Origin of the sequence: Sulfitobacter sp. DSM 110093 (genome assembly GCF_022788715.1) — a bacterium.
Taxonomy (GTDB): Bacteria; Pseudomonadota; Alphaproteobacteria; order Rhodobacterales; family Rhodobacteraceae; genus Sulfitobacter.
Genome location: NZ_CP085170.1, coordinates 1 through 23,164, shown reverse-complemented (window position 1 = coordinate 23,164; position 23,164 = coordinate 1). Strand labels below are relative to the sequence as shown.

Sequence of the window (23,164 nt, the reverse complement as noted above, 5' to 3'; positions counted from 1 at the left end):
ACGGGAGGGAAACCATGCGCAGATTGGAACAGCTATTCGTTAAGGTGAACGCCGCAGTGGTGATCGCCTGTCTGACGGGGATGGTCTTGGTCGTGGGGGCCAATGTCGCCCTACGGTTCAGCACCAATCATTCGCTGTCGTGGTCCGATGAATCCGCCCGTTACTTGATGATCTGGATGGCCTTTCTGGGGGCTGGCCTTGCCCTGCGTCAGGGCGGCCATGTGGCCATCACCAATCTGCACGACGTGATGAACACCCGGATGCAGCGCATCCTGCGCGGGGTCATCATTTTAATTTTGCTGTTCTTTTTCGCCTTCATGGTCAAAGTCGGCTGGGACTATATGCAGCGCGCGCAGTATCAGATGACCCCGGCGATGCGCCTGTCGTTCCGCTATGTTTATGCCGCCATGCCCGTTGGGTTCACGTTGCTGATCGTACATCTGTTGCTGATCGCGCGGCCTTTCATCATGGCGGGTCACTATCACCAGCCGGAAGGTCAGACCGAAAACATGCCGGGAGCCGCCAATGGCTGAGATCCTCTTCATCTCGCTTTTCGTGCTGATGGTGCTGGGCTTGCCCGTGGCCTTTGCCATGGCGATTTCGGTTTTTGCGGCAATTGGCTTGGGCAGTTCCTATCCGCAGATCGTCGTTGTCAAAGAGATGTTTTCCGGCCTCGACAGTTTCCCGCTTTTGGCGGTGCCCTTCTTCATCCTCGCCGCCGAGATCATGACTGGCGGCGCGATCACCCACACGCTTTTGCGCTTTGCGGCACAATTTGTGGGCCATCTGCGCGGGGGGCTGGGCTATGCCAATGTGATCTCCTCCACCATGTTCGCGGGCATCTCCGGCTCGGCGCTGGCCGATGCGGCGGGACCCGGGGCGATGATGATCCGCATGATGGAAAAAGGCGGTTATGACCGCTCCTACGCCGGGGCGCTTACGATTTCATCGGCTGTGGTTGGGCCTATCATTCCGCCGTCCATTGTGATGATCATCTATGCCTTGCAGGATCAGGAAGTCTCGGTCGGGTCGCTATTTATGGCCGGTGTCATTCCGGGGCTGTTGCTCGCTTTAGGGAGCCTCGCGGCCAACGGGTGGGTCAGTTGGAAACGCGACTATCGGAGCGCAGATGCACGCCCCGAGCGGGCGCAGATGTGGCGCAATACATTCATGGCGCTGCCAGCGCTTGGGCTGATCGTGCTAATCGTCGGCGGCATCCGGGGCGGTATTTTTACGCCGACCGAAGCCTCGGTCATCGCGGTCTTCTATGCACTTTTTTGCGGGTTTTTCGTCTACCGCGCGCTGCGCCTGCGGGATCTGCCGGGGCTGATCCTGCGCGCCGCGCTGATCTCTTCGGCGGTGCTGCTCATCCTCGGGGCGGCGCGGGCCTTTGCATGGGTGCTGGTGATCGAAGGCGTGCCGCAGTTTCTGGCTGAGACGATCATCGCATGGGAGCTGTCGCCGATCCTGTTTCTCTTGGCGGTCAATGTGCTGTTGCTGCTGTTCGGGCTGTTCATGGATCCGCTGCCGGGGGTGATGATCTTGGTGCCGATCTTGGCTCCCATCAGCCATGCGCTTGGCATCGCGCCGGATCATTTTGCGATTGTGGTGATCGTGAACCTGACACTCGGCCTGACGACGCCGCCGGTGGGAAGCCTGATCTTCGTGGTATCTTCGGCGGTAAACCTGCGCCCTGCGGCGCTGATCCGTGAGATGCCGCCGTTCTTTCTGGCGAATTTTGTCGTGTTGATGCTGCTGACTTTCGTGCCAGCAATTTCGACGTGGCTGCCGAAGGTCAGCGGTTTTTAACAGTTTGCCGCCCGGCATCAGTCCGGGCGGCGTTCCCGTCCGCGTTTCCCTACTCGGTCTGAATCCAAACCGCCTTGGTATCCAAATACGCCTGCAGGTGCTCTACACCACCTTCCTTGCCATAGCCCGACATCTTGAGCCCGCCGAACGGCACCGCCGGGTCGATCGCGTGGTACATGTTTACCCAGACCGAGCCTGCTTTTAGGCGCTTCACCGTGCGATGCGCCGTGCTTAGATCGCGGGTAAAGATGCCCGCCGCCAGCCCATAGGGCGTAGCATTTGCGCGCGCGGTCACCTCTTCCATCGTGTCGAAGGGCAGGACCGAGATCACGGGGCCGAAAATCTCCTCCCGCGCGATGGTCATGTCGTCGGTCACATCGGCAAAGATCACCGGTTCTAGGAAGTTACCACCGTCATAGCCCTCCCCTTCGGGTCGCGCCCCACCCGTGACCAGCCGGGCGCCTTCCGCCTTGCCCGCAGCGATATAGCCCTCGACCTTTTCAGTCTGCACGCGGTTGATCAGCGGGCCAAGGTCAGTGCCCTCATCCAAACCGTGCCCGATCTTCAGCCCGCGTGCGAAGGCGGCGAGCTTCTCGATGAACTCATCCTGAATTTCCCGCGCCACGAACAGCCGCGAACCTGCGATGCAGATCTGCCCCGAATGCGCGTAGACCGCCATCGCCGCCACCGGCACCGCCTTATCGATATCTGCGTCTTTGCAGATGATCAGCGGAGATTTCCCTCCCAGTTCCAATGTGATCCGCTTGAGGTTTTCAACGCCAGCGCGGGCGATGGTCTTGCCCGTGGCAGTCGAACCGGTGAAGACCACTTTGTTGACGTCCGGATGCTCCGCAAGACGCGCGCCTGCTTCGCGGCCCGTGCCGGTGACCACGTTGACCACCCCATCGGGCACGCCCGCCTCTTGCATCAACTTCGCGAGCATCAAGGGGGTCAGCGGCGCATCTTCGGAGGGCTTCAATACCACGGTGCAGCCCGTCGCCAAGGCAGGCGCGATTTTCCAGATCGACGCCGCCGTGGGCGCGTTCCAAGGGATGATCGCGCCGACCACGCCGACCGGCTCGCGCGTTGTGAAAGAGAACATCGATTGCGAGACCGAGTTCTCGATCACATCGCCATGCAGCGCCACCGCTTGCCCCGCATAGAACCGCAGCATCCCGATTACCCGACGCTTGTTGCCCATGGTCCGCACCAGCGGCAGACCCATGTCGGCGGTGTCCGACACGCAGAGTTTTTCCCAATCGCGCTCCATCACGTCAGCAATGCGCAAAAGCACCTCTTGCCGGTCGTATGGCGTGAATTTCGACCACTCCCCCTCGAATGCCCGACGCGCGGCAGCGACCGCAGCGTCGACATCTTCGGGCCCGCCGCGAGGGACTGTCGCCAGCGCCCGCCCCGAGGCGGGATCGACCACGTTCAGCACCTCACCCGAGAGCGCGGGCACGTCTTCGCCGTCAATGAACATCGGACAGAATTGCCCGTGATAGAGGGTCTCGGCGATCTGGTGGGGGTCGAAGGTCAAAGTCATATTAGCCTCATTCAATCAATGCGCCATTCCTATCAACCGTTGTGTCGGTTTCAAATATACAAAGCCCTGTTTGGCCGAGAAAATCCGCCCCACCCGCGTTGCGCCGTGGCGAGCCGCGCGGTAGAACTTGCCCCAAGGGAACCGCGCGCAAAAGCGGCGGTGGCAAGCGAAGGGAAATCCATGAAAATCGGTATGATCGGTGTCGGCCTGATGGGCCACGGAATTGCCCGCAACGTGATGCGGCGCGGAGGTTTTGCGCTTGGCTATTTCGACCATCCCGGCAATCAGCCCACAGATGAGCTGGACGGGCTTGGGGCAACAGCCTTCGACAGCCTATCGGACCTCGCGGCGGCCTCAGATGTGATCATCCTCTGCGTCACCGGCTCCCCGCAGGTCGAAGCGATCCTGACAGGCGAGGGCGGCGTGATCGCGGGGCTAAAGCCCGGCGCGGTTGTGGTCGATTGCTCCACCTCCCTGCCCGCCTCGACGCTGAAGATGGCCGAAGCGGTCAAAGCGGCGGGGGGCGGTTTCGTTGACGCGCCAATGACCCGGACCGCGCAATTCGCCCATGAGGGGAAGTTGAACTTGCTGGTCGGGGGCGACGCGGCGGTTGTTGAAAAGGTCTCTCCCGTCCTCGCCTCCTTCACCGAAGAGGTCAAACATGTGGGTGAGGTCAGCGCAGGCCACCGTCTGAAACTGCTGCACAATTACGTCTCGGTGGGGTTCATGTCCCTGCTCGCCGAAGCCGCCGCGCAATCGGCTGACGCGGGCATTGATCCTCAGAGCCTCGTGGATGTCTTGGCTGGGGGCGGCGGTGCCAGTGTCGCACTTGATCGGCTGTCGCCTTTCATCGTCAGCGGCGACCGCGAGGCGTTGCCCTTTGCGATCAGCAACGCACTGAAGGATTTCGACTATTACCGGCAGATGTCCGCCCAAGCCGGTGCGCAGGTTAAGATTGCCGATGGGGTTTATGGTGCTTTGTCCAAAGTCGTCGAGAAGGGCGCGGGCGATGCCTATGTCCCCGAATTGGTGCAGCATTTCCGCAAGGGGTAAGCCCGAGGGTCAGAGCGTCAGCGTCCCGATGCTCGACCCGCCACAGACGAAAAGCGTCTGGCCGGTGACGAAACCATTGGCCGGATCGCAAAAGAACAGGAAGGCATTGGTCACGTCCTCGACTTGCCCCAACCGGCCTACCGGGATGCGTTTGGCAAGCTCTGCTTCGCGTTCGCTTTCTTTCGGGATGATGCCCCAGAAATTATCTGTCTGCACCGGGCCGGGGGCCACGACGTTGACGGTGATCCCATGCGGTGCAAGCTCCAGCGCCCATGTGCGGGCCATGCCGATCATCCCCGCTTTGGACGCCGAATAGGCCGTGCGCGTCGGGGCGCCCAAGGCGGCGCGCGAGGCGTTGAACATCATCCGGCCAAAGCCGCGATCCTTCATGGCGGGCAGGAAGGCTTGCAGCAGCGTCAGGGCCGAGCCTAGGTGCAGTTGCGCAAGGCCGGTGATGTCTTCGGGCTTGGCCTTTTCGATCAGACTGGGCCAAATCAAACCGGCGTTATGCACCAGATGCGTCACGTCATAGCGTGCGGCGATATCGGCTGCCACGGCAGCGACGGAGGCGGGGTCCAGCAGGTCGGCTTCGATATGCTCACATCCTTCTGCCTCCCATTCCGGCTTGCCCCGCGCAATAGAGACGACGCGATAGCCGCGCTCCAGCAGACGCTGCGCCAGATCGGCGCCGATGCCCTTGCTGCCCCCGGTGATGACGGCGGTGTAATTGCTCATGGTCTCTCTCCCGGTATCAGCGCCAGCACCCGCAGGGGGCTGCCGGTGCCGCCTTTGATCTTGAGCGGCGGAGCGATCAGCATGGCCCCGGTGGGCGGTAGTTGGTCGAGGTTGCACAGGCATTGCAGCCCGTATTTGCCCGCCCCGTGCAGCAGGTAGTGCGCCGGGAAGGGCGGGTCGTAGTGCATCCCCTGCCCCGCGTCGGTGCCGACGGTCTCGGTGCCAAAGCCGCGAATGCCGCGCTCCAATAGAAGGGCGATCGCGGCGGGTGTGGGGCCGGGCGAATGGGCGCCGTCCTCGCGCATGTTGAGGTAGTCCGCGCCTCTGCGCTTTGACCAATCGGTGCGCATCAGCACCCAAACGTCTGCTGGGATCGCGCCGTGTTTGGCCTCCCAATCGCGGATGATCTCGGGCGTCAGTTCAAAGTCGTCGTCCTGACCTGCGCCGACGGAGCAATCAATCACCACGACCGGGCCGATGAAGGCCTCGGGCGGGATTTCATCCACCGCGCCGTTTGCCACGTCCTTGCCCGAGACCCAGTGAATCGGCGCGTCGAAATGGGTGCCAGTGTGTTCGTTCAGCGTGAGGTTATGCCACTTCCACGCCGGGCCGCGATGATCATAGGCCGAGACTTCCTCCATCCGGAACCGCGCGCATTGGCCGAACTCGGGCGGCAGCACGATGACGGGGAAATCGGGATCAAGCCGGTGCGTCAGATCGACGACCCGTGCCGCGCCGCTTGCCAGCGCATCGGCCAGTGCTGTGATTGCATCGCTCATGCGCCGCTCCCCCGCATCTCACGTTCCATCAGTGCCGGATCCTCCAGCCAGCGGGACAGAGCATCCTTGGCCACGTCACCGCAGGCGACCTCTTCCAACCCATCGACCAGCCCGCGCACCACTATCCGCGCCAGCGCGCGGGGGGCGACTTTGGGCGGCGGCAGGGGTTGGTGCCATTCATCGTCTACCGGGCCGGTGTAGACATTCATCACCCGCAGGCCGGACCCGGCAAATTCCGCCCGCAGCGTCTGGCTGAGCGACCGCGCCGCTGCCTGCGAGGCATCGAACCCGCCGAACCCTGCCTCGGGCGCCAAGGCCCCCGTCGACAGGATGTTCACCCAAGCCACTCCCGAGTTCACACCGTCCGCCGTGCGCGACGCCATCGCCGGGCCAAAGCCCTGCGCCAGTCGCATCAGGCCGAGCATATTGGTCTCCATCCCCTCGCGGGCAAAGATCGTATCATTGCCCAACACTCCGCCGGGGCGGATGAACTGTGCCGAGTTGATCAGGATATCGACCTTGCCGCCAATCTCTGCCGCGAGGCGCGAGACCGAGGCGGTGTCGGTCACGTCGAGCGGCATGAGGCTGACGTTTTCCATTCCGTCGAACCCCGCGCGCCCTTCCCACCGCCGCCAATGCTCCGGCTCGCCCAGAAAGACCTGCGCCGCACCAGCTTTCAAAAGCGCTTGGGTCAGCGGCAGCGCCAAGGGAGAGCGAGCATCGGTGATCAGCACCCGCCGGTGTTTCGGGTCGCTCGACATTGCGCGCAGCGTTGGATCATCTTGCATAAACTCGCTTCCCTCTCGCGGCAGGGCCACCATGACCCCCTGCCCAGCCCGGTCCAATTTGAGCGCCAGACAGACGTGATCCCCACGCCCGACATCGCCGTGCAGATGGCACACCGCAACCGGCCCCGCGGTGAGTTGCACCGTGCCAATGCGCCATGGCAGACGTTCGCGGAAGTAAGGGTCGGGCGAGACCCGGATCGTCGTTTCGGCCAGCACCTCGCCCGCCGGTTCAGTCTCGCGCCACTCAAGCTTCACTGACAGGCATTTGCCGCAGGCATCACGCGGAGGATATTGCACCGCGCCGCAATCCGCGCAGTGCTGGAGGGCGAACTGCCCGCGCCCTGCGGCAATCGCCAGCCCAAGCGCCGCGCGGGACCGTTGGGCAGGTGGCAGGGTCGGGACCGTGCTGCGCTTTTGCGGGTTCTTCTTTTGGGGCGGCATCAATGGTTCGGTCATGCCCCGCCCCCTTCGATGATCGCCGCCGCCGAACAGACGCCCCGGTCATAATTGATCATCCCAAAGCCCGAGACCAGCGCCCGTCGGGCGTTTGCTACCTGTGTGCCTTCGGCCTGCCCAGTCACCTGCCGGATCGCCTCGACCAGCCCCAGATAACCACCCGCCGCCCCCGCTTGACCCACCGACAATTGCCCACCCGAAGTGTTGTGCGGGAAATCACCATTGATCGTCAGATCACGCTGTCGGGCAAATTCCGCCCCTTCGCCCTTCGCGCAGAACCCGAGGTCTTCGAACTGCATCATCGAGATCACCGGGTAATCGTCATAGGTCTGCAGCAGGTCGACGCCCTCCGGGCCATGACCCGCCATGTCATAGAGCTCCCCAATATCCATGCCCCAGCCGCCGCGCAGTTGCATCGGGTCTTCGGGATAGGCGTTGTGCCGTTCAATCGTGCCGCTGATTTTGGCGAAGGGGAGGTTGCGGCGCAGGGCCTCGTCCTCGCGCATGACCACAAACGCCTCGGCCCCGGCGCAGGGCATGACGCAATCGAAAAGCGCGATGGGGTCTGAGATCATTCGCGCGTCGAGGTATTGGTCGAGGGTCAGCGGGGTCTTCATCAGTGCAGTGGGGTAGTGCCCGGCGTTCGCGCGTTGCGACACCGCAATATGGCCAAAGTCCTCTCGCGTGGCGCCGTATTCCTGCATGTAGCGGTCCATCAGCAGGGCGAAACTCGCGTTGGGGCCGCCGAACCCATAGGGAAAAGTCGCATCCATCGAAAAGCGCGAAAAGCCGCTAAGCAGGCTGCGAAAGCTATCGATCCGGTTCGCGTCCCCCGCCACGCAGGCGACCACGTCCACATCGCCCGCTTGCACCGCCCGCGCCGCACGGCGCAGCGCGATCACCCCGCTGGCGCCGCCTGTGGGCACAGTATCAAGCCAGCGCGGGGAAAGCCCCAGATGCTGGGTCAGCCCGACTGGCGTGTCTGGCGCGAGCGAGAAGCTGGAGACCGAGAACCCGTCCAACTCACTGGGCGCGATCTTGGCCTTGCCCAGCATCTCGCGCAGGGCGCGGGCAATCCACCAATGCGCCGTCTCGTTGCTGTAGCGCGCGTAGGGAACCGAGGTGGGTGCCGCGAGCACCACACCGTCATAGCCCTGACGCCTCATGCCGCTGTCCGTTTCTTCAGCCTGCGCATGTCTTGCGTGGCGGGGTCGTCGAGCAGGTCGGCGGCCAGCGTTTTCAACACCCCGCGTTGGAGTTTTTGGGTGGCGGTCAGGGGCAGCGTCTCGACAAAGGCTATGAAGCCGGGGGCTTTGTAATAGGCAAGTTGGTTGAGGCACCATCGGGTGATTTCCTGCGCCAAGTCGGCAGGATCAGCGCCTGCGTCTTTCGCGACGATACAGGCAAAGACCTCATCCCCGCGCACCGCGTCAGGCACGGCGGCGACGGCGGCGCTGGCCACGGCGGGATGCCGCATTAGGGTCGATTCTACCTCCACCGCCGCGATGTTTTCGCCCGAGCGGCGGATGACGTTTTTCTTGCGGTCGACAAAGAACATCGCCCCATCCGGTGCGCGGCGCACGATGTCTCCGGTGTGGAACCAGCCGCCTTGCCATGCTTCATCGGTGGCTTGGGGATTTTTGAAATAGCCCGCGAAAAACCCGCGCCGGGGGTCGCTGCCCGCGCGGCGCACCAGCAGTTCGCCCTGTTCCGCGTCTTGCCCGGCATCATCGATTAGCCGCACATCCAGCCCATCCTCGGGCGCACCAAGGCAGCTTTCGCCCACCCTGCGGGGTGTGCGGTTGGCGCAGATCACGGCGCCTGCCCCGGTTTCGGTCATGGCCCACGCCTCCACCAACGGAAAGCCAAAGCGTGCCTCAAACGCGGCGTGGAGTTTCGGGTCGACCCCTGCGCCGAAACCGAAACGCAGGGCGTGATCGCGGTCTGCTTCGTCTTCGTCAGCCCCCATCAGCATCGACGGCATCACGCCGAGATAGTGCAGGCAGGTCGCCCTTGAGGCGCGGACCGAGGCCCACCAGCTGCGCGGATGGAACCGATCAAGCGCGGTCAGGCAGCCGCCCACGGCAATCATCGCCATAAAGGAATAGGCCATCGCGTTCATATGGAAGATCGGCAGGGGCGTGATCATGCGCTCGCCGTCTTGCGACAGTGCGCAGAGCCCGCCCGTGTCGGCGTACCACCGCCCGGCGTCGAGGAAATAGGTGTTGGTGAGGATGCAGCCTTTGGGCTGGCCCGTGGTGCCGGAGGTGTAGAGAAGTGCGGCTTCCGCGTCCTCCGCGCCGCCATTACGCGCCGCGATGGCCGTGAACGTAACCGGCGATGGGAGTGAATCGCCCGGTGCAATCACCGGCATGTCGCGCCCCGCTTGCCGCGCTGCCGCGCGCAGATCATCGCTACGTGAAGGGATCGCCACGGCCAAGACAGGCTCGGCGTGGTCGATCATATAGCTGAGCTCTGCCGTGCGCAAATCGGGGTTCACCGGCACGACCGACAGACCCAGACCGTTCAGCGCCAGCCACCAAAGGAAAAACGCCGGGCGGTTCTCCATCAGCAGCATGACCCGCTGGCCGGGTAGGTAGCCTGCGCCCCTGATGTCCTCCCGCAGAGCAGCGACTTCGCGCGCGGCTTCGGCGTAGGTCACCTCTCCCGCCGCGATGCCGTAGATTTCCGCCGTTTCTGGCAAGACATTGAGAAAGGCGCGGTTGGGATGCCGCGCGGCGGTGTCCTGAAAGGCCGCGTAAACCGTTGCGATCTCTGGCGCGATCATGGCAGCAACTGAATGTTGCGAAAGGCCGCATCGCAATTGACGATATCGACCCGTTTGTTGGCAATCCGCAGCGCGCCATCGACCATGGCCAACTCATGCCGCGCGGTGACGGCGAGCAGTTGCTGCTCATCAAGCCGCGTCTCAACATAGTGCATGAAGGTGGTCGTGACGAAGCGCCCCGCCTCCCTGTCCATCTCGTCCACGAAGGGACGCTGGATCACATGATGGCAGCGGCTTTTGGGCTTTTGGCTGAAGGTCCGCGCGCCGTTGAGCCGTTCGACGCGCAATTTTAGCATGAACATATCCTCATACATCAACGATGTTTCGTTGATCGGATCGGTCTGCTGATAGTCCAGCGGCATCCAGTAATGCCCATCCGCCAGCCAGAGGTTCAGCCATTCGGTATAGCGCCCCTCGTCCAACATGCGCACTTCGTCATAGATGAAGTCGATCAGGGTTTCGCGGGTCACGCTCATTCCGCAGCCTCCGCTGTTTGGCCTATGGTCATGAACTTGACCCAAGCGTGGAATTGGTTGCGCATCTGGCGTTCGGTTGTGCCGTTTTCGACCGCCTCCACCTCGAAGTCTTCGTCGTCCTCGATCAGGCGTTGAATGTTCACCCATTCCATCCCGTCGACCATCAGCCCTTCCTGCGCACGCTCGTACATCTCTAGGTCGTCGTGGCCGACGATGGAGGTCGGCGCGTTGATCATGCGGTTGTACATCGCGGTGCGGGCGGTCAGCTCATCCGGGGCGTCGACGAGGCGGTAGATGTAGCTTTCCACCACCGTGCGGTCCGCCGCGATGGGGATGAAAACGCGCAGCTGCTGGATCGGGCCTTTGATCATGATGTTGGGGAAATAGACCGTGTTGTGGCGGTTTTCGTCCAGGATCGCCTTGGCTTTTTCTTCCCCGTAGCTTTCGCAGAGCGCCTCGAAATAGCCGGGAATGGCGGAATAATCCGAGTGGATAGAGTGGTTTACCCCCGTGTGCCCATGGCCGTTTGGCCAAGTGCGGATGCCCATGCCTTCGAAAAATTCGTACGGCGACATGAAGGGGGCGATGATCTCCATCGCGGGGGGTTTGGGGGCGCCTTCGGGGAGGCCCAGTTCCTCGTAGAGCTTCACCGCCGTCCCGGCGGAGCTTTCGTGCGCCACCATCGGGTGGCAGGTGTCGGTCTGGTTTTCGACCAGCATCTTCCAGTTGCAATGATGCATGTAGCGCAGCGGCGGGCCGACGACTTCGAGCCGTCCGGCGGGGGAGCGGTCCACCATATTATCAAGCGAGGTTAGGCTCTCGCCAAAGAACTCTTCGAAGCTCATGCCCTCTTCCGCGAGGCGGGCAAAGATGAAGCCGCGGTAGTTCTTCACATTGCCGACACTGCGCATGCCCTTGCCGCTGTCTGTCTCTTCCAGCCCGGTATCTTGGTAGCCTTTTTTGAGCGGGATCGCCAAAAGGCAGCCGTCAGTTTTGAAGCTCCATGCATGATAGGGGCAGCGGAAGAACTTGCCGGTGTTGCCCTGCCGGTCGATGACGATTTTCGTGCCCTTATGCGGGCAGCGGTTCAGCAGCACATGGATGTCGCCGGTGGAATGACGCACCTGAATGACCGGCTGAGTGCCGATATGGGTGCTGAAATAATCGCCCTTGTTCGGCGTCTGGCTTTCATGGCCGACAAAGACCCATGCATTGGCGAATAGGTGCATCATCTCTTGCTGGAACACCTCCGGGTCGGTGTAGATATCGCGGTGCACCTGATGTGGCTGCACCAGGGCGGCCAGTGCCGCCGGGCTGTCATAACGTCCCATGAGTTCCTCCCTCAGATGTCGAGTACTAAACGTGGCGACTTGGCGCGGCTGACGCAGATTTGCATGACATTGCCTGCCGCGCGTTCGGCCTCGGACAGAACCACGTCGCGGTGATCGGGCGTGCCGCTGAGCACGTCGCATTGGCAAATGCCGCAATCGCCGCGCTGGCAGTCGTACATGACGTCGACACCGCCCGCTTCCAGCACGTCGATGATGGATTGGCCGGGGGGGATGGTGAAAACCTCCCCGCTTGAGGCCAACTCGACCTCAAAGGCGCTGTCGCCCTGCTGGTCTTGGGGTGCGTCGAAGAGCTCAAAATGGATGCGGTCTGCTGCGATCCCCGCCGCTTCGGCCTTGGCCTTTACTGCTTCGATCAGCCCCTTAGGGCCACAGACATAGAGATGCGCGTCGACGCCCGCAGAGGCAATCACCGCATCAAGGTCCAGCGCGCTGTCGTCATCGTCACAATGCAGATACAAGGCATCGCCGAAGGTATCGCGCAGGGTATCGTGATAGGCCATGAACGGCGCGCTGCGGCCAGAGTAGTGAAAGTCGAACGCCTGACCAGCCACCTTAAGTGTCGTCGCCATCGAGATCATCGGCGTGATGCCAATCCCCCCGGCCAGCAGCACAGCAGGCGCGTCCGGGGTCAGGGCAAAGTCGTTCTTTGGGACGGCACAGGTGATCGCAGCGCCCGGTTTCAGCCCGTGCATATGGGTGGAACCGCCCTTGCCCTCAGGCTCACGCTGGACTGCGATGCGGTAGCTTTTGGGGTCCTCGGGAATCAGATCGAAAGCAATTAGGGAATAGGCGCGGGTGTCGCCGTCGGGCAAGTCGAAAAGCACATGCGCGCCCGCCTCCCATGCCGGCAGCGCGCTGCCGTCTGCTGCCTCAATCTGGAATTCGCTAATGCGATCGGTCAGCGCTGTGACCTCGCGCACAATGGCATCGATCTTCGACATGTGACATCCTCCCGTGGTAAACAATATGATTTTTCATATAGTTTCGGTCAAGGGTTTTCTTGCCAAGCGCGAATTTGCCCGCCATTTAGGGGTGCCGAGGCGCAAGGAGCCCTCTTTCCATCAAAGGCTTAACAGGTGTGACGCAGCAAAAGACCGACGTAACCTCTGACACAGACACGGGTCCTGAGGGGGGATTCGTCTCCGATTACCTGCTCTATTTGTTGGCGGCGGCCAGTGATGTGGCGAGCGCCCAGTTCCACGCGCAGGTGCGCAAAGCCGGGCTGCGGGTGCCGGAATGGCGCGTGCTGGCCTGCCTTTCAGACACTGATGGCGCGATGATCACGCAATTGGCGCGTCAGGCACTGGCCGAACAATCACGCCTCACGCGAATCATCGCCCAGATGGAGGAACGCGGGCTTTTGATCCGCCGCAGTGACCCCGCCGATGGCCGTCGCGTGCGGGTCTATCTGACTAATGCGGGCCGCGCGCTGGCCGCTGAACTGGTGCCACAAGCGCGGCGTCATGAGGCCGCTTTGATGGAAATGCTCAGGGGCAATGAGGGGGCGCAATTGAAACCAGCCCTCAAATCTTTGCTTGCGGCGCTGGATGGGTCAACCGACCAGAAGGGTTGAACACGCTCTTGCTCTGGCCATAAAAAACGGTTCCAATCGTGCTCTAAATGTGAATACATGAAAAAGCATATACTTGGCGACACGGGTTTGGGAGAACCCCGCCGAGGCATATCGAACGATATGGGGAGGAGCCCAAAATGACCAAATTCACCAAGTTTTTCACGACCAGTGCGCTTGCGCTCTGCACCGCGACCGGCGCATTTGCTGCCGAGACGCTGACCATTTCCACATGGCTGCCGCCGAGCCACCCAGTCAACACCGGCATGTTCACGCAGCTGACCGATATGATGTCCGAAGCCAGCGATGGGCTGATCGAGACTGAGTTGAAAAATGGTCTCGCCCCGCCACCTGCGCAGATGGACCTGCTGCTGGACGGTGCCGCCGATATCGCGATCCTGTTTCATGGCTACACGCCCGGTCGTTTCGTCGGCACCAAGCTGGTGGAAATCCCCGGATATGAGGGCAATGCCGAGGCCGCATCGGTCGCCCATTGGCGGGTGCATGAAGCGATGTTGGCCGATTTGGACGAGCATCGCGGCGTTAAGGTAATCGCGCTGACGACCCATGGTCCGGGCCAAATCCACTCCAATAAGGAAGTGAACACCCTCGACGATCTTCAAGGTCTGAAGACTCGACTTGGTGGTGGTGTATCGGCAGATGTGGGGGCCGAACTTGGCCTTGTTGGTATTCAGGTGCCCGCGCCCAAAGTCTATGAGACACTCGATTCTGGTGCCGCAGATGCCGTGGCGATGAACATGGGCGAGCGGATCAGCTTTAGGCTGAACGAAGTCGCCAAGAACGTCTATGAAATGCCCGGTGGTTTCTATCGCGGCTCTTTCTCGGTCATCATGAGCCAAGAGACCTTTGATGGCTTGCCTGAAGACGTGCAGCAAAAACTCGACAGCGACGTCTTTGGCGAAACCGCAAGCCGCATGATGGGCGCGGTCTGGGATCAAAGCGACGTTGATGCGCGCGAAGCCACTGAGGGAGCAGGCGACAACAAGATCGTCACCGCCTCCGAAGAGGATCAGGCCCGCTTTGCCGCGATGGCTGCCAAGGTGCGTGACAAGGTGATCGCGGAGCTCGACGAAGCGGGCGTTGATGGGCAAGCTGCCTATGAGATGATGCGTGAAGAAATGGCGAACGCCAGCCAGTAACCCCCACCGCCAAAGGGGCCGGTTGCAGAAGCAACCGGCCCCCAGCTAGGGAACCGCCATGCGCAGTTTAATCCGACTAACCACCAGCCTTGCCGCGCTGCCGATGACGATGGCCTCGCTTGCGCTGTTTGCGCTGATGGTCTTGACCTTTGCCGACGTTATCATGCGCTCGGTCTTCAACGCCCCCATCGAAGCCGCGACCGAGCTAATCCGCATCGGCATCGCGCTGATCGTTTTCTCTGCTTTGCCTGTCCTGTCGGGCCGCGAAGGACATATCGCCGCCGACCTGCTGGATGGCCCGTTTGAAAGCTGGGGTCTGCAACGCTGGCGTGACGGGCTAGTGACATTGGCCTGTGGCGCGATGCTGTGGTTTCCTGCCGGGCGAGTGGTTGACCTAGCCTATCGCGCGCTGAGCTATGGCGACGTGACCGAATACCTTGAAATCCCGACTTTTTACATCGGCATGTTTATCGCGGTGATGACCTATCTCACCGCTGTCGTGCTGATCCTGCGCGGGCTTTTGCGCCTTTTTGCGCCGCAACTTCTGGACCCTGCCACATGATCGCATCTGCCATCGGCTTTGCCGCCGTTTTCGTCCTTGTTCTGCTGCGCCTGCCGATTGCCTTTGCCATGGGCATCGTGGGGATGATCGGGCTGGTCTACGAGACCAGCTACCGCGCCTCAATCTCTATGGTGTCGCGGCTGATCATCGACACCAGCCAAGACTATGGGCTGTCGGTGATCCCGCTGTTCATCCTCATGGGGCTCTTCGTCAACAAAGGCGGCATCAGCCGCGAGCTTTACCAAGTCTCCAACGCCTTTTTGGGCCACTTTCGGGGCGGTTTGGCGATGGCCACCATCGTCGCTTGCGGCGGCTTTGCGGCGATCTGTGGATCGTCTTTGGCCACGGCGGCGACCATGTCCAAAGTCGCCATGCCTGAGATGCGCAAATACGGGTATTCTGACAGTCTCTCGACCGCGTCCATCGCGGCGGGCGGCACGCTCGGCATCCTGATCCCGCCTTCGGTGATCCTTGTCATCTATGGGCTGCTGACTGAGACCTCTATCGGTGCGCTGTTCATCGCGGGCATCGTGCCCGGCGCGCTTGGCATCCTGCTCTACCTCTGCGCGGTCCGCTTTTCCGTCGCCATGAACCCCGAGGCAGGCCCCGCTGGCCCCCGCGCCACATGGGGTGAGCGGCTGCGCGCACTGAACCACGTTTGGTCGGTGCTGGCGCTCTTTGCGCTGGTGATCGGCGGGCTTTACGGTGTGCTTGATTTCTGGCCCATCCACCTCGCCTTCTCCCCGACAGAGGCGGCGGGTATGGGCGCTGCAGGTGCGTTCCTGATCGCTTGGGCGCGTGGCGGGCTCAGCTGGGCTGGACTGCGTGAGGTGCTCGAGGAAACCACGCTCACGTCCGCCTCGCTTTTCTCGGTGCTGATCGGCGCGTGGATTTTCTCAAACTTCGTGAACCTCGCGGGCCTGCCCGAAGGGCTGCTGGCGACCGTCACGGCGCTGGACCTCGGCCCATGGGTGGTCATGGGGCTGATCCTTTTGATTTACATCGCGCTTGGTTGCATTTTCGAGAGCATGTCGATGCTGCTGCTGACCGTTCCGATCTTTTTTCCCCTGGTAACCAGCCTTGGGTTTGATCCGGTGTGGTTCGGTATCATCGTCGTCGTGGTGACAGAGATCAGCCTGATCACACCGCCCGTGGGTCTGAACGTCTTCGTGCTCAAGGGCGTGGTTGGCGATGTCTCGACCGGGACAATCTTTCGCGGCGTCACCCCATTCTGGCTGGTCGACATCCTGCGGCTGATCCTGCTGCTGATCTTTCCGGCGCTGGTGCTGTTCCTACCGGGACAAATGTAACCCCCCTACCCTACCGCCGCGCCTGTTTGCACTTCGGCGGGCGCGGCGCGATAGTGCGGCCAAATCACCAAGGATGAGGCCAGCATGAACATCGACCTACTCAAAGACCTTTGCGAAACCCCCGGCGTTCCGGGGCGCGAGCATCGTGTGCGCGATCTGATCACCCGCGAGATCGAAGGGTTGTTCGACCACGTAGAGACCGACGCGATGGGCTCCCTGCTCTGCCGCCGTGATGCGGATGCGGGTGCCGACAAAGCCCCGCGCATCATGCTGCTGTGCCATATGGACGAGATCGGATTCCTGGTCAGCCATGTGTCGAAAGACGGGTTCCTTTACCTTCAGCCGGTGGGAGGGTTCGATCCGCGCAACCTCTTCTCGCGCCGTGTGTTGGTCTGTACTGATCAAGGCGATCTGAAGGGCGTGATGAACCCCGGCGGCAAGCCCATTCACATCTCTTCTGCCGAAGACCGCAAGAAAATCCCCGAAGTGTCGGAGTTCTTCGTCGATCTGGGGCTGGGCGAAAAAGCCAAGGATATCGTGAAGGTCGGTGACTTCGTGGTAATGGACGAACCGTTCCTAGGGATGGGCGATCAGTTCGTGTCCAAAGCGCTCGACAACCGGGTGGCTTGCTGGCTCGGGATCGAGGCGATCCGCAAACTAGCCGACAAGGGGCGCGGGGCGGAGATTCACGTGGCCTTCACCTGTCAGGAAGAAGTCGGCCTGCGCGGGGCGCGCACCGCGGCCTATAAGGTGCAGCCCGACATCGGCATTGGCATCGATACGACGTTGGCCTGCGACACCCCCGGTGTGCCAGACCATCTGGCGACAACCCGACTTGGCAAAGGCTTTGGCCTGCACGTCCGAGACAGCAGTTTCATCGCAGATTTGGACCTTGTGAATGAGGTTGAAAAACTGGCCGAAGCACGCGACATCCCCTTCCAACGCACAATGCTTGCTGCTGGCGGACAAGACGGCGCCGCCGCACAACAAGCCGCCGCAGGCGCGCGGGCTGTGGGGATCGTGGTGGGCACCCGCTACATCCACACTGTGACTGAAATGGTGTCTAAAAGTGACCTACAGGCGGCGCTGGATATCCTTGTAGCCTATCTCGAGGGGTTCGACGGCAAAGCCGCCTGAAGCCCTCCCCCCTGAGCGCTATGCTGCGCTCAGGGTTCCACCCCGTCCTCCGAAGTCTGCGGCAGCCAAACGGTAAAGGCCGCCCCCCCCTTGGCCCGGTTGCGGACCGTGATGATCCCCCCGGCCCGCTGAATCAGCGTCTGCGAGATCGACAAGCCCAAGCCCGTCCCCTCTCCCGGTTTGGTGGTAAAAAACGGATCAAAGAGCGACGTCAGCAAATCCTCTGGCACCCCAGGTCCGCTGTCGTGAACCGAAAGCGCCACGCCCAGCAACCCATCACGCGCCGCTGGTGCCAGGTGCAACTCCAACCGCCCTGCCCCCTGCATCGCCTGCACGGCGTTGACCACGAGGTTCACCACCACCTGCTGCACCTCGCCTGAATCTGCGCGGACGGTTGGCACGTCCTCAAACACGCATTCCACCTCGATCCCGCCGCGATTGATCAGGTGATCGACCAGAACAAGACAGTCCTGCACCAAGGGGCGCAGGGAAATATTATGTTCAATGTCGGAATATTCCGAAGGGGCCGCGAACTTTAACAATTTGCCGACGATCACTTCAATTCGCGAGACCTGCCTATCAATCAACCCAAGCTCTGTCGCCACAGGCCCGGCATTCTCGCCCAATGTTTGACGGATGACATCGACGTTGCCCATGATCACCGCGACCGGGTTGTTGATCTCATGCGCGACCCCGGCGGTGATTTCGCCGATAGAGGCGAGTTTCTCGCTCATCACCAACTGCCGGAATGTCTGCTCCAATTTCTCGTTCGCCTCGCGCAGTTCGACCGTGCGCTGATCCACCCGCTGGTTCAACTCATCATTCCAACTGCGCAATTGACGGTCGCGCTCTTGGACCTGTTCCAACAACCAATCAAGGTGATGTGCCACCGCGCCAATCTCATCTCGCGCGGGCACCCGCCCGATCCGCGCGGAGAGTTCTCCCTTGCCAACGCGGTTCATGACTTTTGTCATCCGTTCAAGCGGTGAAAAGATACCGCGCGCCAGCCAGAGAAACACTGGCGCAGACAACGCAAGCACTGCAAAGAATGCCGTCAACATCCACCAGAATGCCTCTCGTTTGGCCTGCGCAAAGGGCGCTTCGAGGAAGCCGACATATAGCATTCCTACCCGTTCGCCAAAACTATCGGTGATCGGCTGATAGCCGGAGATATACCAATCGTTCACCACAAATGCGCGATCTAGCCACGTCCGCCCGTCGATCAACACGGCCTCCCGCACCTCAGCCGAAACACGGGTGCCAAGGGCGCGTACATCCTCAAAAAGGCGCACGTTGGTAGAGATGCGTAGATCATCGAGGAAAAGCGTGGCAGTGCCCTGTCGGTCCCCCCCGGTCACGGCGTTGACGTAAACGAGATCATTGATCGTATCAATAAAATCGAGGTTACGGTTCAAAAGCATCCCGCCCACCAACACGCCCTGCGTACCGGACAAATTAACCGGGCTTGCTGCGTGAACCACCATTCCGCGATCCTCAATCTCGCGGTTTGTGGGCTCGGCTGCGGGTGTGTCGATTAGGGTTACTTTGGCCCGAACTGCCAAAGCGTCATCCAAAGTTGCCAGCCGTGCATTGCTGAACACGTCGATCTCTGCACCGCTGATGCCACGTGTGGCTTGCGCGATCACGGGCCAATTTTCCCCGGCCCCGATTGCGGTTTCCATTGGAAGAAATTCCAAGAAATCCAAACCTAGCCGTTCACGGGTGTCCGCAAAGAACGCGACTTGGTCTGCTCCGGGGAGGTTCAACAAGCGGCTAAATTCGACTGATCTTGCAACGGCATCCAATTGATTTCCCGTCTGCCCAAGTAACCGTGAAAGGTATTGGCTTGCGATCTTAAGTTCGCTTTCGACATTCGCGATCAGAACCTTGTCGTAATCCGCCGTCCAGCGCGACATGCCCAAGATAAGCAGCATGGGCATCAGCACGATGAGCGGCGTCAAAGCAAGAATCAGCAAGCGAAGGCGAACGGAAGTCATGGGCTATCCCGGAAAACTCTGTCCAACTTAGCTGCGGATCCTCTGATGGTGAAGGATAAGGGCCGAATTCCATTGAAACCAACGCCAAAATCTTAATTGGTCAGACGTAGGTTACCTTAACCACATGAAATATAATATCTTTTCAGATTGTCAGCTGACAATCGCGCCGATTTTTCAGTGCTGATAGCATGGGGGCAAGAGAAAATGCGCCATCTCGCGCCATTTGTGTCAGCCGCCGTAGATAGGCACCAGGGCTTCTGATCGTTCCGACCCTCTCCAGCAAACAAAGAACGGTCACCGCAGCGCTTTCAGCGCCCATATCCCGTTTTGCCTCATTCAGGACGGGTGGGTCAATCCCCAGCATAGGCGCAACTTGATCCCCGATGCGCATAAGGTCTGTCCAATTGCGTAAAGCCTCAGGGAAAAAGCTACGAACCTCTGTGCAGGCAGCCATTACTTCCGCCAATGTGATAGCCTTATTCTCAGCAACCTCTGTTTTCTCATTGTCAGCCGTATGCGTTTGAGAGGGTTGCATCGGATGGAGCTCTTCAGAGTCAAAATAGGGTTTAATTGAATCCTGTATGTGCCGCTCATTTTGGCTGTCACTGGCGATCATTTGCTCTGTTGCCGGGGCAGGGGAGGCGGTTTCATAATCGATGGACGCTTCGCCATCTGCATTGTTTTGAAGCGCTTCTTGCAATGCGCCCTCTACCGAAGCTAGCGCCGTTTCATCGGGCTTGCGCCGTAACACCCGACCGACTTCCTCTGCAATCTCTTCTGCGCCACCTTGACGGATCAGAGCATGCCTGAGGAGCAGAATTCTGTCACGCAAAGCCAGCAGCCTCTCATGTTCAGCCTCAGCCTCTCGTGCCGCCAGCTCAATCATTTCGGCTTGGATCACAAGCGGTGATAGGTCGAAACCAAAGGCGAGGGCAATCGCACCGCCTCTATTCCGCGCAAAGCGCTTCCGGTTAGGGCTGTCGTGCCGCGCAATTAGGCCAAGTCGCACGAGTTGTGCGAGATGGCGCCTTAAAGTGCTTTCTGGCATCCCATGTAACCGTTCGGAAAGCCGGGCGTTGGATGCAAAAACAATACCAGCAGCCCCATCGGGAATATCCCTGCGCGGCAGAAATGTTAACAAGGCCTTCAATACGGTGAGGGTACGGTGCGATAGCTCAAACCGATCCGCCGCAATTGTCAGCCGGTCGAGCAGTGCCCATTTATCCGGCCCCTCGCATGATAGTTGGGAAGCCTTCTCCGGCCGCCCGAACGCAGTTCGGAACGTGTTTTCCATGTAAAAATCACGAAAGACAACAAAATACCGGCCCTATCCCATTGGGTAGAGTTGACATTGATAAATCTTTGGGGCTATCTCGAAGGTGCAAAGTTTGAGAAGGGCCTTCCGGGATTTATCTTGGGGGGCTTTTCTTTTGTGGTCCTGATGTGCCTCCTGTTGCTACTTCCTCAATGTCTCACGCGCGGGTCTTTTGCCAGCGGTCGTGAATCTCTTGCATGAGCTCTTCTGCGTGTGCATCAAGCCATGTATCGAACCCTTCTGCCGCCCGCGCGGGCACGGTGACGGTAACGCCCCGTTTGCCGCTGCGGATATCGGCCAATGCCTTGCCGTCACGATTTCGCAAAGTGCGCGGCTTGGCCGATGGGGCAGGGGGGGCAGTTTTCTTTTGTGGCTGGGTCGCTGCTTCGGCAAAGATCGCCTCAAACCGCTCGTCGGATGTTAACCCGCCCCAATCGGAGTGTTCCATATGGCCAATGGCCCGCGCCCTTGCCTCCGGTACGTCGAAAAGTTTGACCAGCGCCATCCAGCGGTCCCGGCCAATTGAAGGCGCAGATCCCACTTGCCGTAAGAAGGGCAGATCAAAAGCATGACCAACCTTAAGCATCCGACTGACCATTGGCAGATCAATTGACAGCGCGTCTGCAATTGTCTGCCGATCATGTCCGCCTGTATCCAACTGCGCGGCAAAGCTTGCCTTTTCAATGAAAGACAGGTCTTGGCGCGCAGTGTTCTCCTGACCCTGGGCCATGACAAGCGCGTGGTCATCAAGCTGACGCACCATCGCCTTTACGGGCAACCCGAGAGACTTCAACGCCTGCAATCGCCGACGCCCATACACAATTTCAAAACGGCCAGCGGTTCTGGTGTGAGGTCGGACAAGAACAGGTACCTGCTGCCCGTAAGTTTTGAGGCTATCCAAAAGCTGTTTTTGAGCCTGTATATCAGTCCCTAGCCGGTCCTCGACCCCGGCCATATCGATCAAATCCCCATCCAACTCCTGAACTGCATTCTCCTGCATCCGGTTCAAAGAGGACTGAAGCGCTCCGACTGCGCCCCGAGGCATCAGACGTGCCTTTGGATTGGATTGAGCAGGCTCTACAGTAGGCTTTTTGGGCCTACTATCAGCCTTCTGACTGGTGTCTGGGCCTGTGGATAAAATGCCTTTACGTGCCATTACCGCCCCCATGCTTTCTGGATCATGGTTTCGATCTCGTCATTGACAAGATTAAGTGAATCTACCGCGCGATCGTATGTCGTGCGGTGAAACTGCGACCGATCTACTTCATAGATCGTCTGGTGGGTGAGCCCTGCATCGGAAATCGCAGTAGATTTCAGCATCGGCGCCACCATGACTTCTTCGTCGAAGAGTTGCCGCAGGAAAGATAAAACCTGTTGTTGCGGCCCGTCATTCGGCTCATAGCGGTTGATCAGGAAGCGTAGAAAATCAAATTCCATACTCGCGCCCGCGTTAGAGACGACATCTAACAGGTCAGCACTCATTTGCAGAAATTGCGACATCGACGCGACATCAAGCATATTGGGTACAACAGTGATCAAGACGCCTGTAGAGGCGCAGAGTGCCGACATAGTCAGATACCCCAATTGCGGCGGACAATCGAAGATGACCACGTCATAGTCCTGCTCAACGTCCTGCAGGGAGGTAGCAAGGCGCGCAAAAAAAGCAGGTTGCGTGTTGTTTAGCAATGCTTGGGGCGTTTCGTGTTCAAATTCCTGAAGCATGAGCCCGCCGGGAGCCAGATCAATACCGGTGAAATAAGTCTTCTGAATCACGTCGGCCAAAGGCACCGGATCGTCGTACTGAATGGCATCGTAGATTGTACCTGAATTCAGAAAATCATACTCTGGCCTATAGCCAAATAGCGTTGTTAGAGACGCTTGCGGGTCGATATCTACACAGAGGACACGGTACCCTTTAAGCGCCAAACGCTGCGCTGCGTGGATCGCACTTGTGGTCTTCCCGCTGCCGCCTTTGAAGTTCAAAAACGACAATACTTGCAGCTTATCGCCCTCACGGCGGCCACGTTGATAGGCACCGCGAGATTTTGCCGTTGCCTCTAACGTCCGTCGGATATTTAGCAAATCATCCGCACTATAGTGCCGACGTCCCCCGGGGCTGGTTTGCACCTCAACGATCTTATCATCGAAATGCAGTTTGCGAAGGAAACTAGTGGAAATCCCAAGCAATTCAGCAGCTTCTCCTGCGGAAAAGCGGCGCAGCTCTTTACGTGCATCGGGCGCAAAGACCTTCAGCATGTGGCTTTCCAACGCCTCGGAAAGCGTTTCCGCATTCCGGCGGATCCGTGTATTGATGTGTACTATATCGACCAC

General features: G+C 60.2%; 21 protein-coding genes. 8 read left to right on the top strand and 13 right to left on the bottom strand.

What is annotated here, in order from left to right; translation table 11 throughout:
- The first annotated feature begins 14 nt into the window (after positions 1-14).
- A complete protein-coding gene (locus DSM110093_RS19600) occupies positions 15-533 on the top strand; it encodes a TRAP transporter small permease (RefSeq protein WP_243268359.1) in 519 nt (172 codons plus the stop codon).
- Entirely contained in the window at positions 526-1,809 is a 1,284-nt protein-coding gene (locus tag DSM110093_RS19595; RefSeq protein WP_243268358.1) for a TRAP transporter large permease, read from the top strand. The genes DSM110093_RS19600 and DSM110093_RS19595 overlap by 8 nt, the downstream gene beginning before the upstream one ends.
- Before the next feature lie 49 nt (positions 1,810-1,858).
- On the opposite strand, the gene DSM110093_RS19590 is transcribed toward DSM110093_RS19595, so the two are convergent.
- A complete protein-coding gene (locus DSM110093_RS19590; protein WP_243268357.1) occupies positions 1,859-3,355 on the bottom strand; it encodes an aldehyde dehydrogenase family protein in 1,497 nt (498 codons plus the stop codon).
- Positions 3,356-3,535: 180 nt separating this feature from the next.
- Here DSM110093_RS19590 and DSM110093_RS19585 point away from each other — a divergent pair, with 180 nt between their 5' ends.
- Positions 3,536-4,408, top strand: coding sequence for an NAD(P)-dependent oxidoreductase (locus DSM110093_RS19585; protein WP_243268355.1), 873 nt, complete (start codon positions 3,536-3,538; stop codon positions 4,406-4,408).
- Between the two features lie 9 nt (positions 4,409-4,417).
- Here the strand turns inward: DSM110093_RS19585 and DSM110093_RS19580 are convergent, their stop codons facing one another.
- Genes DSM110093_RS19580 through DSM110093_RS19545 form a run of 8 tightly spaced genes read right to left on the bottom strand, consistent with a single transcriptional unit; the run spans position 4,418 to position 12,723 of the window.
- On the bottom strand, positions 4,418-5,143 hold the full coding sequence (locus tag DSM110093_RS19580) for an SDR family oxidoreductase (protein ID WP_243268353.1): 726 nt from the start codon (positions 5,141-5,143) through the stop codon (positions 4,418-4,420).
- Positions 5,140-5,922 (bottom strand): cyclase family protein, encoded by a 783-nt coding sequence (locus DSM110093_RS19575; protein ID WP_243268351.1) that lies wholly within the window; start codon positions 5,920-5,922, stop codon positions 5,140-5,142. Before DSM110093_RS19575 ends, DSM110093_RS19580 begins: the two co-directional genes overlap by 4 nt.
- Positions 5,919-7,166 carry an SDR family NAD(P)-dependent oxidoreductase gene (locus tag DSM110093_RS19570; protein WP_243268332.1) on the bottom strand — a complete coding sequence of 416 codons (1,248 nt, stop codon included), beginning with the start codon at positions 7,164-7,166 and terminating at the stop codon, positions 5,919-5,921. Before DSM110093_RS19570 ends, DSM110093_RS19575 begins: the two co-directional genes overlap by 4 nt.
- Positions 7,163-8,332: a thiolase family protein gene (locus DSM110093_RS19565; RefSeq protein ID WP_243268330.1), complete on the bottom strand. Its 1,170-nt coding sequence runs from the start codon at positions 8,330-8,332 to the stop codon at positions 7,163-7,165. The genes DSM110093_RS19570 and DSM110093_RS19565 overlap by 4 nt, the downstream gene beginning before the upstream one ends.
- Positions 8,329-9,954, bottom strand: coding sequence for an AMP-binding protein (locus tag DSM110093_RS19560; protein ID WP_243268329.1), 1,626 nt, complete (start codon positions 9,952-9,954; stop codon positions 8,329-8,331). The genes DSM110093_RS19565 and DSM110093_RS19560 overlap by 4 nt, the downstream gene beginning before the upstream one ends.
- Positions 9,951-10,430, bottom strand: a complete 480-nt coding sequence (locus tag DSM110093_RS19555; protein WP_243268327.1) for an aromatic-ring-hydroxylating dioxygenase subunit beta — start codon at positions 10,428-10,430, stop codon at positions 9,951-9,953. The genes DSM110093_RS19560 and DSM110093_RS19555 overlap by 4 nt, the downstream gene beginning before the upstream one ends.
- Positions 10,427-11,761: an aromatic ring-hydroxylating dioxygenase subunit alpha gene (locus tag DSM110093_RS19550; protein ID WP_243268326.1), complete on the bottom strand. Its 1,335-nt coding sequence runs from the start codon at positions 11,759-11,761 to the stop codon at positions 10,427-10,429. Before DSM110093_RS19550 ends, DSM110093_RS19555 begins: the two co-directional genes overlap by 4 nt.
- Before the next feature lie 11 nt (positions 11,762-11,772).
- Entirely contained in the window at positions 11,773-12,723 is a 951-nt protein-coding gene (locus tag DSM110093_RS19545) for a 2Fe-2S iron-sulfur cluster-binding protein (protein ID WP_243268324.1), read from the bottom strand.
- Between the two features lie 137 nt (positions 12,724-12,860).
- Between DSM110093_RS19545 and DSM110093_RS19540 the strand changes: the two genes are divergently transcribed.
- From DSM110093_RS19540 to DSM110093_RS19520, 5 genes are all read left to right on the top strand, one after another.
- Positions 12,861-13,355 (top strand): MarR family transcriptional regulator, encoded by a 495-nt coding sequence (locus tag DSM110093_RS19540; RefSeq protein ID WP_243268323.1) that lies wholly within the window; start codon positions 12,861-12,863, stop codon positions 13,353-13,355.
- Positions 13,356-13,492: 137 nt separating this feature from the next.
- Positions 13,493-14,512: a TRAP transporter substrate-binding protein gene (locus DSM110093_RS19535; RefSeq protein ID WP_243268321.1), complete on the top strand. Its 1,020-nt coding sequence runs from the start codon at positions 13,493-13,495 to the stop codon at positions 14,510-14,512.
- Positions 14,513-14,570: 58 nt separating this feature from the next.
- Positions 14,571-15,074, top strand: coding sequence for a TRAP transporter small permease subunit (locus DSM110093_RS19530; protein ID WP_243268320.1), 504 nt, complete (start codon positions 14,571-14,573; stop codon positions 15,072-15,074).
- Positions 15,071-16,384 (top strand): TRAP transporter large permease, encoded by a 1,314-nt coding sequence (locus DSM110093_RS19525; RefSeq protein WP_243268319.1) that lies wholly within the window; start codon positions 15,071-15,073, stop codon positions 16,382-16,384. Before DSM110093_RS19530 ends, DSM110093_RS19525 begins: the two co-directional genes overlap by 4 nt.
- 84 nt (positions 16,385-16,468) lie before the next feature.
- Complete coding sequence (locus DSM110093_RS19520) at positions 16,469-17,521, top strand: M20/M25/M40 family metallo-hydrolase (RefSeq protein WP_243268318.1); 1,053 nt, start codon at positions 16,469-16,471, stop codon at positions 17,519-17,521.
- A 29-nt stretch (positions 17,522-17,550) separates the two neighbouring features.
- On the opposite strand, the gene DSM110093_RS19515 is transcribed toward DSM110093_RS19520, so the two are convergent.
- From DSM110093_RS19515 to repA, 4 genes are all read right to left on the bottom strand, one after another.
- Positions 17,551-19,518: a cache domain-containing protein gene (locus DSM110093_RS19515; protein ID WP_243268317.1), complete on the bottom strand. Its 1,968-nt coding sequence runs from the start codon at positions 19,516-19,518 to the stop codon at positions 17,551-17,553.
- 142 nt (positions 19,519-19,660) lie between these two features.
- Positions 19,661-20,812 carry a plasmid replication protein RepC gene (repC, locus tag DSM110093_RS19510; RefSeq protein WP_243268316.1) on the bottom strand — a complete coding sequence of 384 codons (1,152 nt, stop codon included), beginning with the start codon at positions 20,810-20,812 and terminating at the stop codon, positions 19,661-19,663.
- A 178-nt stretch (positions 20,813-20,990) separates the two neighbouring features.
- Entirely contained in the window at positions 20,991-21,989 is a 999-nt protein-coding gene (gene repB, locus DSM110093_RS19505) for a plasmid partitioning protein RepB (RefSeq protein WP_243268315.1), read from the bottom strand.
- Positions 21,989-23,164, bottom strand: a complete 1,176-nt coding sequence (gene repA, locus DSM110093_RS19500; RefSeq protein ID WP_243268314.1) for a plasmid partitioning protein RepA — start codon at positions 23,162-23,164, stop codon at positions 21,989-21,991. Before repA ends, repB begins: the two co-directional genes overlap by 1 nt.

Coding starts and splice junctions, on each gene's coding strand:
- DSM110093_RS19530 (WP_243268320.1), top strand. CDS start 14,571: ATGCGCAGTTTAATCCGACTAACCACCAGCCTTGCCGCGCTGCCGATG.
- DSM110093_RS19600 (WP_243268359.1), top strand. CDS start 15: ATGCGCAGATTGGAACAGCTATTCGTTAAGGTGAACGCCGCAGTGGTG.
- DSM110093_RS19565 (WP_243268330.1), bottom strand. CDS start 8,332: ATGAGGCGTCAGGGCTATGACGGTGTGGTGCTCGCGGCACCCACCTCG.
- DSM110093_RS19535 (WP_243268321.1), top strand. CDS start 13,493: ATGACCAAATTCACCAAGTTTTTCACGACCAGTGCGCTTGCGCTCTGC.
- repC (WP_243268316.1), bottom strand. CDS start 20,812: ATGGAAAACACGTTCCGAACTGCGTTCGGGCGGCCGGAGAAGGCTTCC.
- DSM110093_RS19570 (WP_243268332.1), bottom strand. CDS start 7,166: ATGACCGAACCATTGATGCCGCCCCAAAAGAAGAACCCGCAAAAGCGC.
- DSM110093_RS19550 (WP_243268326.1), bottom strand. CDS start 11,761: ATGGGACGTTATGACAGCCCGGCGGCACTGGCCGCCCTGGTGCAGCCA.
- DSM110093_RS19520 (WP_243268318.1), top strand. CDS start 16,469: ATGAACATCGACCTACTCAAAGACCTTTGCGAAACCCCCGGCGTTCCG.
- repB (WP_243268315.1), bottom strand. CDS start 21,989: ATGGCACGTAAAGGCATTTTATCCACAGGCCCAGACACCAGTCAGAAG.
- DSM110093_RS19555 (WP_243268327.1), bottom strand. CDS start 10,430: ATGAGCGTGACCCGCGAAACCCTGATCGACTTCATCTATGACGAAGTG.
- DSM110093_RS19575 (WP_243268351.1), bottom strand. CDS start 5,922: ATGAGCGATGCAATCACAGCACTGGCCGATGCGCTGGCAAGCGGCGCG.
- DSM110093_RS19525 (WP_243268319.1), top strand. CDS start 15,071: ATGATCGCATCTGCCATCGGCTTTGCCGCCGTTTTCGTCCTTGTTCTG.
- DSM110093_RS19585 (WP_243268355.1), top strand. CDS start 3,536: ATGAAAATCGGTATGATCGGTGTCGGCCTGATGGGCCACGGAATTGCC.
- DSM110093_RS19590 (WP_243268357.1), bottom strand. CDS start 3,355: ATGACTTTGACCTTCGACCCCCACCAGATCGCCGAGACCCTCTATCAC.
- DSM110093_RS19580 (WP_243268353.1), bottom strand. CDS start 5,143: ATGAGCAATTACACCGCCGTCATCACCGGGGGCAGCAAGGGCATCGGC.
- DSM110093_RS19515 (WP_243268317.1), bottom strand. CDS start 19,518: ATGACTTCCGTTCGCCTTCGCTTGCTGATTCTTGCTTTGACGCCGCTC.
- DSM110093_RS19560 (WP_243268329.1), bottom strand. CDS start 9,954: ATGATCGCGCCAGAGATCGCAACGGTTTACGCGGCCTTTCAGGACACC.
- DSM110093_RS19595 (WP_243268358.1), top strand. CDS start 526: ATGGCTGAGATCCTCTTCATCTCGCTTTTCGTGCTGATGGTGCTGGGC.
- DSM110093_RS19545 (WP_243268324.1), bottom strand. CDS start 12,723: ATGTCGAAGATCGATGCCATTGTGCGCGAGGTCACAGCGCTGACCGAT.